This is a genomic window from Paenibacillus sp. FSL R7-0204 (assembly GCF_038002225.1).
In the GTDB taxonomy this organism is placed as follows: domain Bacteria; phylum Bacillota; class Bacilli; order Paenibacillales; family Paenibacillaceae; genus Paenibacillus_AQ.
On sequence record NZ_JBBOCA010000001.1, the window covers coordinates 3,097,401 to 3,110,952 of the forward strand.

Annotated in this window: 10 protein-coding genes; 6 read left to right on the forward strand and 4 right to left on the reverse strand. The window is 53.1% G+C overall.

Annotation, left to right across the window (positions count from 1 at the left end):
* The first annotated feature begins 5 nt into the window (after window positions 1–5).
* From MKX42_RS13760 to MKX42_RS13770, 3 genes are all read left to right on the forward strand, one after another.
* Window positions 6–5,429 carry a diguanylate cyclase gene (locus MKX42_RS13760; protein WP_340752979.1) on the forward strand — a complete coding sequence of 1,808 codons (5,424 nt, stop codon included), beginning with the start codon at window positions 6–8 and terminating at the stop codon, window positions 5,427–5,429.
* 56 nt (window positions 5,430–5,485) lie between these two features.
* Window positions 5,486–6,352: a methyl-accepting chemotaxis protein gene (locus tag MKX42_RS13765; protein WP_340752980.1), complete on the forward strand. Its 867-nt coding sequence runs from the start codon at window positions 5,486–5,488 to the stop codon at window positions 6,350–6,352.
* A 105-nt stretch (window positions 6,353–6,457) separates the two neighbouring features.
* Window positions 6,458–7,099 (forward strand): cupin domain-containing protein, encoded by a 642-nt coding sequence (locus MKX42_RS13770; protein ID WP_340752981.1) that lies wholly within the window; start codon window positions 6,458–6,460, stop codon window positions 7,097–7,099.
* A gap of 97 nt (window positions 7,100–7,196) precedes the next feature.
* On the opposite strand, the gene MKX42_RS13775 is transcribed toward MKX42_RS13770, so the two are convergent.
* The 3 genes from MKX42_RS13775 to MKX42_RS13785 all read right to left on the reverse strand — a co-directional run bounded on the left by MKX42_RS13775 (window position 7,197) and on the right by MKX42_RS13785 (window position 9,172).
* Window positions 7,197–8,078 (reverse strand): IS3 family transposase, encoded by an 882-nt coding sequence (locus MKX42_RS13775; protein WP_340752982.1) that lies wholly within the window; start codon window positions 8,076–8,078, stop codon window positions 7,197–7,199.
* Between the two features lie 8 nt (window positions 8,079–8,086).
* Entirely contained in the window at window positions 8,087–8,383 is a 297-nt protein-coding gene (locus tag MKX42_RS13780) for a transposase (RefSeq protein WP_340752983.1), read from the reverse strand.
* Between the two features lie 117 nt (window positions 8,384–8,500).
* Window positions 8,501–9,172: a hypothetical protein gene (locus MKX42_RS13785; protein WP_340752984.1), complete on the reverse strand. Its 672-nt coding sequence runs from the start codon at window positions 9,170–9,172 to the stop codon at window positions 8,501–8,503.
* Window positions 9,173–9,329: 157 nt separating this feature from the next.
* Here MKX42_RS13785 and MKX42_RS13790 point away from each other — a divergent pair, with 157 nt between their 5' ends.
* Complete coding sequence (locus tag MKX42_RS13790) at window positions 9,330–10,037, forward strand: response regulator transcription factor (protein WP_340752985.1); 708 nt, start codon at window positions 9,330–9,332, stop codon at window positions 10,035–10,037.
* Entirely contained in the window at window positions 10,034–11,446 is a 1,413-nt protein-coding gene (locus MKX42_RS13795) for a sensor histidine kinase (protein WP_340752986.1), read from the forward strand. The genes MKX42_RS13790 and MKX42_RS13795 overlap by 4 nt, the downstream gene beginning before the upstream one ends.
* Here MKX42_RS13795 and MKX42_RS13800 read toward each other — a convergent pair.
* Window positions 11,443–12,480, reverse strand: a complete 1,038-nt coding sequence (locus tag MKX42_RS13800; RefSeq protein WP_340752987.1) for an asparaginase — start codon at window positions 12,478–12,480, stop codon at window positions 11,443–11,445. The genes MKX42_RS13795 and MKX42_RS13800 overlap by 4 nt on opposite strands.
* Window positions 12,481–12,611: 131 nt before the next feature.
* On the opposite strand from MKX42_RS13800, the gene MKX42_RS13805 reads away from it, so the two are divergent.
* Window positions 12,612–13,550: an MBL fold metallo-hydrolase gene (locus tag MKX42_RS13805; protein WP_340752988.1), complete on the forward strand. Its 939-nt coding sequence runs from the start codon at window positions 12,612–12,614 to the stop codon at window positions 13,548–13,550.
* Window positions 13,551–13,552: the final 2 nt, after the last annotated feature.

Consider the following 13,552-nt stretch of genomic DNA (forward strand, 5'->3'; position numbering starts at 1 on the left):
GTACAATGATTGCTAATGACCATTATCAGGTTCTGGAGACCATTTCAGATAATCCTATAAAAGCCGTATACCGGTGCACTGAGGCTTCCTCTGCAGAAACGGTCATTCTCAAGGTGTTAAAATCGGAGTTTGCCGGAACGGAAGCGGTGATGCGCTTCAAGCAGGAATATAAGCTGCTCACTGAGCTTAGCACCAGTACAGAAGGGGTTATCCGTCCCCTGAGGCTCGAAGAGCAGAACGGCCTGTACGTCATGGTCCTTGAGGATATATTCGGGCGTTCGCTGAAGCAGATTCTGGAGGAAGAGCAGCCGGGGGAGGAGGCCATGCTGAAGCTGGCGGTCAAGGTTGTGGATATTCTGGGCTCCATTCATGAGCAGAATGTGATTCATAAGGATATCAAGCCGTCGAATATCATCTGGAACCGGGAGCGGGATATTGTCCAGGTGATTGATTTCGACCTTGCAGTGAAGCTGTCCAAGGAGAGACGGGATTTCCAGAACAGCGGCGTGCTGGAGGGCAGTCTGTTGTACATCTCACCAGAACAGACCGGCCGGATGAACCGCAATATTGATTACCGGAGTGACTACTATTCACTGGGTGTGGTCCTGTATGAGATGATGACCGGCCTTATGCCGTATCCATCGTCCGAGATGCTGGAGCAGATCTATTCCATCATTGCGAAGGAAGCCGTCTCTCCTTACAATGCAACCGGAGGCAGGGTCAGCAGGGGCTTGTCGGCGGTCATTATGAAGCTGATGGAGAAGTCGTCGGAGGACCGGTACCGCAGCGCTCACGGCATCAAGGCCGATCTGAAGAAATGCCTGGCCGGGCAGAAGGATTTCGAGATTGGAACGGAGGATCTGCTGAACACCTTCCGCATTCCGCAAAAGATTGTCGGCAGACAGCAGGAGCTGTCCTGCCTGGAGGCGGCCTTCCGCAGCAGCATTAATTCGAATTCCCAGCTCATGCTGGTCTCTGGTGATGCAGGTGCAGGTAAGACTGCTCTGGTCCATGAGCTGCACCGGACGATCAGCAGGGAGAAGGGGCTCTTCGCGGAAGGGAAGTTCGACCAGTACAATAAGAACATTCCGTACAGTGCGCTCATCCAGGCCTTCCGCAGGCTGGTCAGCCAGCTCATGGAGAGCCCCGATGAGGAGTATAAGCGTGAGATCACCCGTTCGCTGACCCGGCTGCTTGGCGGGAATGGCGGTGTGATTACGGGCTTGATCCCTGAGCTTGCCAACTGGATAGGGGCCCAGCCGGAGCCGGAGCTGCTGAGTCCGGCCGAGGAGACGAACCGGTTCTTCCTGACCTTTGCCAAGTTCGTGCAGGGGGTGACGCATCCGGACCGGCCGCTGGTCCTCTTCCTGGATGATGTCCAGTGGGCGGATTATTCCAGCCTGCAGCTGGTGGAGAAGCTGGTGCTGGATAATCATCTGCAGCGGATGCTTGTGATCTGCTCCTTCCGGCAGAATGAGATCCATGAAGGTCATCCCTTGTTCGCCGCGATGGCCAAGATCGGCAAGAACCGTGAGGTTGGACGTATTCAGCTTCAGCCGCTGCAAGAGACAGATGTACAAAGCCTTGTGGCAGATACGCTATACAGCAGCATGGAACGCGTTGAAGGAATTACCGGACGGTTATATAAGCGGTCCAAGGGGAATTCCTTTTTCCTGACGGAAATGCTGAAGGATCTTCACCGGCGCGGGATTATCTATTTCGATAAACGGAACGGGGAATGGAGCTGGAGTCTGGAGGAGCTGGAGGCGCTGCCGGTCCATGACAGTGTGGTGGATTTGTTGGTTGGACAGCTGCAGCATCTGCCGGAGGAGGTCCGCCATATCCTGATGCTAAGCTCGGCGGCCGGCAGTGTGTTTGATTACGGGATGCTGACGCTGATCGGAGAAGTAGCGCCGGAGGTAATTGCTGCTGCGATTACCCGGGCGGTCCAGGAAGAATATATCGTCCCTGCCGACCATAAGTACGCCATATTCTCGGCTACACTTGCCGAATCCGGCCGCGAGGCTGCCCAGATGGGCATCCGGCTGAAATTCGCCCATGACCGGATTCAGCAGGCCTTCTATCAGCTGCTTGATCCTGAACGGGGGAAGAGGCTTCATCTTAGTATCGGCCGGCTCCTGCTGCGGAATCTGGCAGAGGAGGAAGTGGAGGACAAGCTGGTCGATATCGCCACCCACATCAATCAAGGACTGAAGTTAATCACCGATAGCGCTGAGGCGCGTGAGATCGTCGCTCTGAATCTGCGGGCAGCCTATAAGGCCAAAGCAGGATACGGGTATGATTCGGCCTTCATGCTGCTGGAAGCGGCAATGGAGTTGCTCCCGGAGCAGATCTGGAGCACAGATCCGGGGCAGGCAGCGGAGATCTACAGGCTGTATGCGGAATGCAGCTATCTCACTCATCATATCGACCAGGGGGACCAGGCTTGCCGTCTGCTGCTGGAGCAGACTACGGAGCGGATGGCTATTGCGGAAATCTATGAGATGCAGACCAATCATTATATGTACCTGGGGATGATGCCCGAGTCGATTGCTTCGGGGAGACGGGGGCTGAAGGCGCTCGGCATCAAGATTCCGGCGAAGGCAGGGATGGCCGCAGTCCTTAAGGAACTGCTGGTCGTTAAGAACGCGCTGCGCGGGAGAACGCCGGAGTCGATTTTTGCACTGCCGGAGATGCAGGACCCGGAGATGAAGCTGGTCATGCGGCTGCTGGTTAACTTTATACCGCCGGCGTTTATCTCGGGGGAGACCTCGCTGTTCGGGCTGGTGGTGCTGAAGAAGGTGGGGCTGACGCTGAAATACGGCAACTCGCCGGAGTCGGCGCTTGCTTTTATCGGCTATGCTATGCTCTTGTCCGGCTTCGGGGATACCCGGGGGGCCTTCGCTTATGGACGTCTCGGGATTAGAATTAACGACAAATTCAATGATTTGCAGTGGAAAGGCGCGGCGCATGTTCTGTATACACTGTTCAGTCACGCCTGGACCGAGCCCTGGGATACGCTCCAGGACTGGTTCGGTACCTCGATTGAAGCCAGTCTGCGGACAGGGGATCTGCTCTATCTCGCCCATTCTGCCTTCTATGTGAATCTCTGGAATCCGTCGATGGATGTCCCGGCGTTGCTTCAGGAAAGTGCCCGTACGATCTCTATGATCGAGAATACGAAATATAAGGAGTCGCTTGCCACCGCACAGCTGGCCCGCCAGTATTATCTCAGCCTTGCCGGAGAGCTGCCGGAGCGTACCTCATTCAATAATGAAGCCTTTAGTGAAGAGGTTTATCTGCACGAATTGCAGGAAGCAAGGTATTACTCGGGAATTGCCATCTACTATATTTACAAAATGAAGCTGCTGTTTCTCTACGAAAAGCATGATGAAGCACTAGAGTACATTGAGCGGGCATATCCGATTATCGGGACGCTGGCCGGATCGGCTTTTATGGAGGAGTTCGTATTGTACACGTTCCTGAATCTGGCTTATGCTTACAAAAGTTTGGGGGTAGGCGGCAAGCGGAAGGCCAGATCCAAAATGCGCAAGGAGCTCGGCCGGGTACGCAAATGGGCCAGCAATGCACCGGGAACCTTCCGCCAGCATGAATATCTGATGAGGGCCGAATGGGCCCGGATCTCCGGGAACAACACCCGCGCAGGCTATTATTATGATCTGGCGATTGAGGCCAGCGAGCAGGGCAGCTTCATCCGCTATAAGGCACTCTGCAACGAGCTGGCGGCCCGGTACTATATGGACAAAGGCTTCAATGAGTTCGCCGCCTATCTGCTCAGGCAATCCGAATATTATTATTCGGTCTGGGGCGCCAAGGAGAAGATCGCGTTCATCAAGGAGCGTTACCCTGCCCTGGTTCAGAAAATCAACACCAAGGAGTTCATGCATGGCAGGACGGTGACGGACTATACGGCGAGCATCGATCTCAATTCCATCATTCTGGCTTCGCAGGCCATCTCCAAAGAGATTGAGCTGAACCACCTGCTGGAAGCGCTGATGCAGATCGTGATCAAGAATGCCGGGGCGCAGCGGGGCTGCATCCTGATGACCTCTAAGGCCAATCTTCTGGTCGAAGGGGAATATAAAGCGGACACAGACCGGATCTCCGTGGCGATTCATGAGCCGCATCAGCTGGACAATCTGCCTGCCGCGATCATCAGAGCGGTGGAGGAGAGCCGGGAGAGCCTGATCTACAATGATGCGTATTCCGAGACTCCGTTCGTGAATGATCCTTATATTGTAAGGCAGCAGCCGAAATCGATGGTCTGCATGCCGCTGATTAACCAGAATAAGACGATTGCCATCATCTATCTGGAGAATAATCTGGTGACCGGCGTATTCACCGAGGAACGGATGAAGATTATCAATCTGCTGTCCAGAGAGATGGTTTTCTCGCTTGAGAATGCCAGTCTGTATAATGAGCTTGAGCGCTCTGAGGAGAAGTACCGCCAACTGGTCAACAACCTGCAGGACGGGGTGTTCGTGGTCCAGGATATGCGCTGTGTCTATGTTAATGAGGCTCTGGAGCAGATGCTCGGCTATCAGCCGGGCGAGATGCTGGAGCAGCCCTTCGGGAATTTCATTACCCCCCCGGAGCGGGAGAAGGTGATGCATTATTATGCCAGACGAGTCGAGGGCAAGCAGGCACCGGAAGAGTACGAGACAAGGCTTTTGCATAAGGATAAGTCCCTTGAAGTCATCGCCATTCATAAGGTCGTCAGAATCATGTATCAGGATAAACCGGCGATTCAGGGAACGATCAAGGATATCACTGAGCGTAAGAAGGCGGAGGAGGAGCTGCGTCGCCATAAGGAGCATCTGGAGGAACTGGTGGCCGAGCGGACGAAGGAGCTGGAATTCAACAACGGAGAGCTGAGCAAGTATATCAGTCTGATTGAACGGATCTCCATCACCGATGAATTAACCGGGCTGTACAACCGCAGATACTTCAATAAACTGTTCCTGGATGAGGTGGATAAGGCTGCTGCCGGCAAACGGTATTTAACCTACCTGATGCTGGATATTGATTATTTCAAAAAATTCAATGATACCTACGGGCATTATGAAGGCGATACGGTACTGCGCAGAATAGGCGGGGTTCTAAAGGAACTGGCTGAACAGGCGGATGGAACCGCGTTCCGGCTGGGCGGGGAGGAATTCGGGATTGTGGCCGCCGGACTGACTCCGCCAGAGTCCCGCATGTTCGCTGAATTGATCAGACGAAGCATTGCGGAGCTGGGGATACAGCATGATCTAAGTCCGGAATACGGAAGAATTACCGTCTCTATTGGCGTAGCCGCCGTACTTGTGGATGGTCTTCGCGAGGAGGATATCTACAAGCTGGGTGACGATGCACTGTACCAGTCCAAGGCTGAAGGCCGCAACTGTGTTACATTGTTCGAGCGATAGGATTAGAGCGATAAGAGATGTACATAAATAAATATGATTAGGGAGCTGTTGAAGCAATGAATACCGAACACGAATCCGAACAGGAATCAGGACAAGAATCAGAATTGGACCAGCTGCGGAAGGCGCTTGAAGTATCTTTGCCCCTGGTGCAGCGGCTGTTCCCGCTGGATGTAATGTTTGCTTTGGCAGATCGGGACAAGTTCATATATTATCTGCAAGGGAAGGAATTGAAAGCCAAGATTGAACTAGGTTCTCCGGTACCGCCCAGCGGAGGAATCCGGGCTGCTCTGGAGAGCGGGGAGGAAGTCAGCACTACGATTCCAAGAGAGATCTACGGAATTCCTTTTAAATCGTCATCCATGCCTATCCGGGACCGGAACGGGGTGGTGACAGGGGTGTTCACGATCGGAATCAGCCTCAGCAATCAGGTAACGCTCAGCGATGCAGCGAATGCGCTGGCGGTGACCTCCGACGAGATCAGCTCGACATCGGTAGAGATTGCGGGCACGGCCTCGGATCTGGCGAATACCGCCCGGGATCTGAAGGAGCTGGGCCAGAAGGTGGTAGAGGATCTGCAGCAGACCGACGAGATTCTGGATTTCATCCGCAAGGTGGCGGAGAATTCCAACCTGCTGGGGCTCAATGCAGCGATTGAAGCGGCACATGCCGCTGAGCATGGACGGGGCTTCGGTATCGTGGCCCAAGAGATCCGCAAAATGTCAGTGTCCAGTGCTTCATCGGCGAAGGATATTGCCGGTATTCTACAGATGATCAAGCAGAAGATTAACCAGATGGATGCCGTGCTTACGGATTGTCTGGCACAAAGCGAACGTCAGGCCGCAGCCACAGAGGAGATTACCGCCTCGATGCAGCAGCTCGCAGCTTCCGCCGTGGAGATTGAGAGTATCGCTCGTCTGATCTAGTCCGCACCTGTCTCTAGTGTCAAAGAGTTCCTCCCCTGCATACAGTATCTGGACGAATGCCCAGTGTTACTTAAGGCAACAATCCAGTCTGAGGAGGAACTAATCATGCTAGATCCAGTATTGCAGGCACCGGACCTGAAGCTTGCCGCCGATTCTAACCAGGTGCTTAATTATAAGCGGGATGCGAACAATTATATTACACAGCTTTTTGGCGAACAGCTTCCCGCGATACGCAACGGGTTCTTCAATGCCCATATGAGCAGAGGCTTCATCGTCCAGCCGCACTGGCACACGAACGTGACGGAGATGATCTTCGTGATTAGCGGGGAGCTAATTGCCTCCGTGTTCGATCCGTTCACCCAGAAGCTGATGACCTATCATCTGAAGGCCGGACAAATTGCTGTCTTCCCGAAGGGCTGGTTCCACTGGATTCTGGCCGAGAGCGAACAAGCCCATTTCCTGGCGATCTTCGATGCGCCGACACCGGATATTGTGTATGGTTCAGACTTCCTGCGGGCCGTTCCCAAAGAGGTCATCCAGCGCGCCTATTGTATTAATGAAGAGGAGTACGCAATGGCCGTGGCTCCGCTGAAGGAATCGATTATTCTTGGACCCCCTCCGGGCTGTGCTGTTGCAGGCTCTGCCGGGGGAATGAATATGGGTCCGTCCGCCAAAAGCATGCCCGCCTACGTTGCCCAACAGCCTGCGGCGGCATTCTACCCTTATCCGATGTATCCTCGCCGTTAGGCGGCGGCTACGTTATATTAATGATCTAAAAAGAAAAAGCAGGCCAGGGAGAGATGAAGTGACCCCTGTCAAGTAGACAGTAATAAAAAAGCAATATTTAAGCAGCCTGAGTTCGGTATTCATGAGGACTCAGGTTGTTTAGCTTCGTTTGGAAACGTGCATGGTTGTAAAAATGGATGTATTGCTGCACAGCATGCTTCACCTGCTTAGCAGAGTGGAAGGAGTGGAGGTAGAAACACTCGGCTTTAAAATGACCAAAGAAGTTCTCCATACAGGCATTGTCCCAGCAGTTTCCCTTTCGGGACATACTGGCCTTTATACCGTATCGCTTCAGTAGGCTGCTGTATTGGCGGCTAGTATACTGAAATCCTTGGTCGCTGTGCAAAAGAACCCCTTCAGTATCACGCCGTTTTCTCGCCTTTTTGACCGTATCAAATACCAGTTTTAAATCATTCTTAGGGCTAATCTGGTACGCTACAATTTCATTGTTAAACAGATCTTTAATCGCAGACAAATACAGCCTTTGCCCGTTGAAGATTAGATAAGTGATATCCGTAACCCACTTTTGGTTCGGCTGGTCTGCTGTACACTCTCTATTCAGATGGTTGTCAGAGATGACGTAAGCCTCTTTCTTGCCGTAATAAGGCCTTTTCCTCCGAATGACTGCTTGAAGTCCTAGTTCGCCCATGAGTCGCTGTACACGCTTGTGATTCACGTGGATGGCGTAGGTACGCTTTAGCCAAACCTTCACCCTGCGGTATCCATAAATACCTTTTAGCTTCTCAAAGCATTCGACGATTTTAAGCTTCAAGGCTTCGTCTTCGCGTTGCTTCAGTGAAACGAACGTTTGTCGATTCAACCACTTGTAAAAGCCACTCCTAGATACCCCAGCCAGGTTGCACAGCAGGGTAAGGTTGTATTTCTTATGAAGCATTTCCTTAATCACTGTAAACTTTTTGCTGCTTGGGACAGCGTCCATTCCTCCTTTCACATCTGTAAGAGCTTTTTTAGCATTTCATTTTCCGCCTCAAGGCGCTTGATCTTGGTCTCTGGATCTTCGGGACGTGTTCGGGGTCTGCCCATTCCGGGTCCTTTCGCCTTCCCTCTTTTTTCTTCAAGACCCTTTAATCCCTCTACCTTAAAGTGCTTCACCCATCGGCGAACCAAGGAATCGTTAATCCCCATTTCAAGTGCTACACTTTTATATCCCAACCCCTTTTTGAGGTAGAGGTCTACTGTCTTTTTCTTAAACTTCTCATCGTACGTTTTCCTCATTTCACCCATAAAAAATCCCCTCCATAGTAGACAGAATAATCGGCTTGCTTTTTTCTGTCTACTATAGGGGGATCATATCAAGATTCCTTGGCCTGCTTTTCTAATGGAATACAGGGTCCGCGTGGTTTATTTCGCTTCTTCCAGCTTGTGGTTAAGATCCTTATATTGTCTCAGCAGTGCAGACAGTGCCTGCTTAATTGCTGCTGCATCTGTGGCTTGTGCAGCCTCTGCCAGAGCAGCCTGCTCTTTGAATAAGCCGTCGATATACGCCACATGTATGGTTACCGCATTGGCAAGCTTGCCGGATTCCAAATGGTCAGACGCCGCTAGCTTGAGGTCTGCAACTGCTGAGGCAGATAGGACTGCCTCAACGTGGCCCACGGTTGCCCCGTATTCCGGCACAATGGCAAGCGGAACCGTTTCGGCGTCTGTCAACGTTCCAGGCGTGGCTAATTGCACCTCCATAATCCCGGTTTTTTCTGTCCATGGAGTGGCGGACAATGCCGTGGTCAGATCCACGCTAAGCGCCTTCGTGCTTGTCAAATCATGGTAGCGGCTGAGCGTATCCCGCCAAGTCTGGGATGTTTCCGGTGCATAGCTGTTCACCAGCTCCAGAACCTGCGGTTCAAGCAAGGGGGGCAGCTTACTGCCATTTGTGGATGCAGTGGCCGTGCTTATGGTGGCAGTGGGTCCCTGTACTGTGGGCGAAGCGATTCCCGTATCCGCGAAGACCGGGGTGGCGATACTGGACAGCAGCAGGGTGGATAGAGCCATTCTTTTCACGATTAGTCGATTCATGTACGAACACTCCTTCAGGTGGTTTGTCTTACAGCTCTCACTATAGCGGGCTTCTGTGGCACGAGAGGGTCAGCAATGTGGAAAAACAATGGCAGCGCCCTATACCGCTCACCCGCTTGCTATAATGGTGAAGAGACAAATCACGGAGGTTACCTGGATGATCAATCAAACGGTCATTGCCGTTGTGGACGATGACGAGAATATACGCAATCTGGTGGAAGCTTATTTACATAAGGAGAATTACCGGACGATTGGCCTTGGAAGTGCCGAGGAGGCGTGGGATTTATGGAGGAATGATCCTCCCGGCATGTGGGTGCTTGATATTATGCTTCCGGGAATGGACGGCTATGAGCTGTGCAGGCGTATTCGCGATGAAGCGGAGGTGCCGATTATTATGATCTCTGCCAAGGATAATGAAGTGGATAAAATCCTGGGTCTGGAGCTTGGCAGCGACGATTATCTGGTCAAGCCCTTCAGTCCCCGTGAGCTGGTAGCCCGGATCAACCGCCAGTTGAAACGTTGGGAACGTCTTCAGCAGTCCCAGTCTGCGGCTGTTGTGCCTGCTGTGCATACAGGGATAGAGCTGGGCAGTCTGCTGCTGCATCCTGAGGAGAGAAGATCCTTCTGGTGGGGAAAGGAAGTGGAGCTGACCAGCAAGGAGTTCCTGATGCTGATGGTCTTTGCGGGAAGTCCGAACCGGGCCTTTACGCGCGAAGAGCTGCTGGGCCATGTCTGGGGAGAGGATTATTTCGGCAGCGACCGCGCTGTCGACCATCTGATCAAGCGCATCCGCAAAAAAATGGACGGCTTGCCGCTGGAATCGGTCTGGGGTCACGGCTACCGTATGAGAGAGGTGCAGGAATGAAGAGGATAGCGGAAAGGCTAAACCTGCGGATGAAAAAGCTGAAGCTGGTGCATCAGATCAACGTTGCTTTTGGGCTGTCTCTGCTGCTGGTCCTGTCTATCTCGGGAGTGATGATCCATTATGTACTGATGGACCATTTCATTGGCAAGGAGCAAGAGGGATTAAGGACGCTGGGCGCTTCCCTTACCGCGAGTCTGCAGCGGGCTCCATTCGCAGAAGGAGGGGCATTCACATTGGGAAAAAGCGAGCCGCTTACGGCTCCATATCCTACGCTTTCCAGCGGAGTACAGGCCATCGTGAGCGACCAGCAGGGGAATGTGGTCTCGGGATATCTCCCGGCTCTGCCCGTGCAGTCCGGGGTAACGGTGGATGTCACAGCTATGGAGCAGGGGAGCCTGCAGAGCTTATGGGATGGCAATGATCCGCGTTATCTGGTGCAGGTCAATACACTTCCTCAAGGTAAGCTCACCCTGCTGACGCCTGTCAGCAGAATCAAGGCCATCGAGCAGTCGCTCTTGAAACGGCTGATTCTTGTCTTTGCTGCGGGAGCGGCAGTAATGCTCCTGTTCAGCCTGTTCATTACGCGGAAGCTGATTGATCCGCTGATCAGCCTGCGTCAGGAACTGGGGAAAGTGAAAAACCGCCGGTTTGCCGAGGTGAATCTGGTCCGGGCAGGCGGTGAAATCGGTTCTGTCGCCAGGGCAGTATACGAGATGGCCGGTGAGCTGCACAGGTTCAACCGGGTGCAGAAGCAATTTTTCCAGAATGCCTCGCATGAGCTAAAGTCTCCGCTGATGTCGATATCGGGTTATGCGGAGGGCATTAGGGATGGGGTATTTGAAGGAGAGGGCGTCCGTAAAGGACTGGATATCATTCTGAGTGAAAGCGGGCGCTTACGTGATCTGGTCAGTGAAATGACTCTTCTGGCGAAGCTGGACAGTGAAGAGGATATTTATCAGGCGGAGGATACGGATCTGGAGGAGCTGCTGAGCGAGGCGGTGGAGCGGGTCAATCCGTTGCTGGCGGCAAGGAAGCTGTCACTGCATCCGGCAGTCTCCGGGGACCATGGGGGGATGGTAAGAGCGGACCGGGATAAGCTGCTGCAAGCTCTGCTGAACGTATTATCCAATGCGGCCCGTTATGCCGAGAAGCGAATTGATGTAGAGGTGCTTACAAGCAAGGGAAGGATCATATTAACGGTTGCTGACGATGGTCCGGGCATTGCAGAAGAGCTGCTGCCCAGCCTGTTTCACAGGTTCGTCAAAGGGAAAAATGGCGAATCCGGGCTGGGACTCGCCATCGCACGTGCTATTGTGGAACGCTGCGGCGGAGAGCTTAGTGCCCGGAACCGCCCGGAGGGCGGCGCAGTTTTCACCTTTGAGTTCCCGCCATCTGCGGGCAGCGTTTAGTACTCGTTGAACATTGCGGCAATTTCATCGTAGCCGGTGGTTTGCGTCAGCGCGAGGGAGAGCAGGATTCTGGCTTTTTGCGGGACCAGACTGTTGCAGGGAATAGAATTGGCTGACAGATCAATGTAGGAATCCTTAAGTGTAATTCCGCTGGAAATCCGCGAGCAGCGGACTACCGGGATGTTATTGTTCTTCAGCTCCCCCACCTTGTCAATCCAAGGCTTGCTGTAGATCCCCCCGCCTGCTCCGGCAATGACAATCCCCTTGGAGACCGTAGCCAGATAATCCAGAATCCCGGGATTGGCATCCACATGGAAATAAGCTACGGACACTTCCGGCAGCTCCTGGATCACAGATACATCGAACTGGGTTGCGGTGGTATGCCGCTTCAGGGTGCGCGTATAGAAGAAGGCATGGCTGTCCCGCATATATCCCAGGCAGCCGAAATCTCGCTCATCGAAGGCGTTGGCCTTGAAGGTGTTCACCTTCTGCACATCCCGCCCGCTATAGATGCCCTCAGCGAAGACAACCATCACGCCCTGGCCGGAAGCCTCGGGATTCGCTGCTAGTGCAACGGACTGATACAGATTGAGGGGACCATCGGCGCTGATTGCGGTGGCAGGGCGCATAGATCCGGTAATAATGACCGGCTTGTCGGTCTTGATCACCAGGTTCAGGAAGTAGGACGTCTCATCCAGGGTGTCAGTGCCGTGGGTGATGACGAACCCGTGCACATCCTCCCGGAGAGCAAGCGTGTTAATGTAGGTTGCCAGTGTAAGCCAGTGTTCGCTGGTAATATCGGCGCTGCACAGATTGCTGACCTGTACCCCGGCGCAGTTCGCCAGCCGTTCCAGGTGCGGCACACTATCCAGCAGATCCTGCACGGGCAGGGCACCCGGCTCGTAATTCAAGGTTTTATGGGCTTCGCCGCTGCCGGCAATGGTACCGCCGGTGGCGAGGATGACTACATTTTTGAGACCGGGATTATAGTAAGGGGAAGCCGTGAAATTCAATTCGGGAATGGTATTCATCATAGGTCGTTTCCTTTCAGGTTGAGCCAGGATTCAAGTCATTCGCATGACATTGAGTGTATTATAACATTCATTCCTTCATGCATGACATAGTAAGGTATAATAAGTAGAAAAATATAGATGGGAAGATCTGTATGTTCAGGGTAGAGGAAGTAGCGCAAGGAGTGTGGGCTGCGATTGTTATCCCGGGCCGGGGCGCGGTAGGCAATGCGTCGATCATCGATCTTGGGGATTGTACGGTCGTAGTGGATACCTTCAATTTGCCGGCAGCAGCCAGGCTTCTGCGGGAAACGGCCGAGAAGCTGACAGGGAAGCCGGTCAAATACATAATTAATACTCACTATCACGGGGATCATCATTACGGTAATCAGGAGTTTCCTGGTAGTGTCATTCTATCGACAAAGCTAACCCGTGAGGTGCTGACAACCCATGCGGCACCTGCTCTGGAGGAATGGCAGGAAGGACTGCAGAAGCAGATCACAGGACTGAAGGAGATACGCAATGCTGCTACGGATTTCCGTCAACAGCAAGCGCTCGCTTATGAAATATCGGACAAACAGGCGTTGCTGGAGGCCACGCCTACAATCCGCAGGGTGACAGCAGCGGTGACCTTCAAGGATAGTCTGGATATTCACGGTTCAGCGCGTTCGCTGCATCTGTTCACATATGGCGGCGGGCATACCCTCAGCGATGCTATGGTGTACGTTGCTGATGTTCAGGTGCTGATCGCAGGAGATCTGGTTCTGAACAGATTCCACCCGGCTATGCTTCATGGATTTCCGGAAGCGTGGACAACTATTGTAGAGCGTATTGGCAGGGAGATTGATTTCACATGGCTGATTCCCGGTCATGGGGAGGTTGCCGGACGGGAGAGCATCCCTGAAATGCTGCGCTATCTCACAGAGATTCAGGAGTATGCAGCAACAGCAGCCCGAAGCGGTGAAAGTGCAGAGCACTGGATAGCCAAGGGAATCCCGGAGCCTTTTGATACATGGGAGGGCTCTCATATCTTCGAGTGGAATTTCCGCTGGTTGTTCAATACTTATACTGATCCTAAGAAAAGAGGGAGATAAGC

Coding starts and splice junctions, on each gene's coding strand:
- MKX42_RS13760 (WP_340752979.1), top strand. CDS start 6: ATGATTGCTAATGACCATTATCAGGTTCTGGAGACCATTTCAGATAAT.
- MKX42_RS13765 (WP_340752980.1), top strand. CDS start 5,486: ATGAATACCGAACACGAATCCGAACAGGAATCAGGACAAGAATCAGAA.
- MKX42_RS13770 (WP_340752981.1), top strand. CDS start 6,458: ATGCTAGATCCAGTATTGCAGGCACCGGACCTGAAGCTTGCCGCCGAT.
- MKX42_RS13775 (WP_340752982.1), bottom strand. CDS start 8,078: ATGGACGCTGTCCCAAGCAGCAAAAAGTTTACAGTGATTAAGGAAATG.
- MKX42_RS13780 (WP_340752983.1), bottom strand. CDS start 8,383: ATGGGTGAAATGAGGAAAACGTACGATGAGAAGTTTAAGAAAAAGACA.
- MKX42_RS13785 (WP_340752984.1), bottom strand. CDS start 9,172: ATGAATCGACTAATCGTGAAAAGAATGGCTCTATCCACCCTGCTGCTG.
- MKX42_RS13790 (WP_340752985.1), top strand. CDS start 9,330: ATGATCAATCAAACGGTCATTGCCGTTGTGGACGATGACGAGAATATA.
- MKX42_RS13795 (WP_340752986.1), top strand. CDS start 10,034: ATGAAGAGGATAGCGGAAAGGCTAAACCTGCGGATGAAAAAGCTGAAG.
- MKX42_RS13800 (WP_340752987.1), bottom strand. CDS start 12,480: ATGATGAATACCATTCCCGAATTGAATTTCACGGCTTCCCCTTACTAT.
- MKX42_RS13805 (WP_340752988.1), top strand. CDS start 12,612: ATGTTCAGGGTAGAGGAAGTAGCGCAAGGAGTGTGGGCTGCGATTGTT.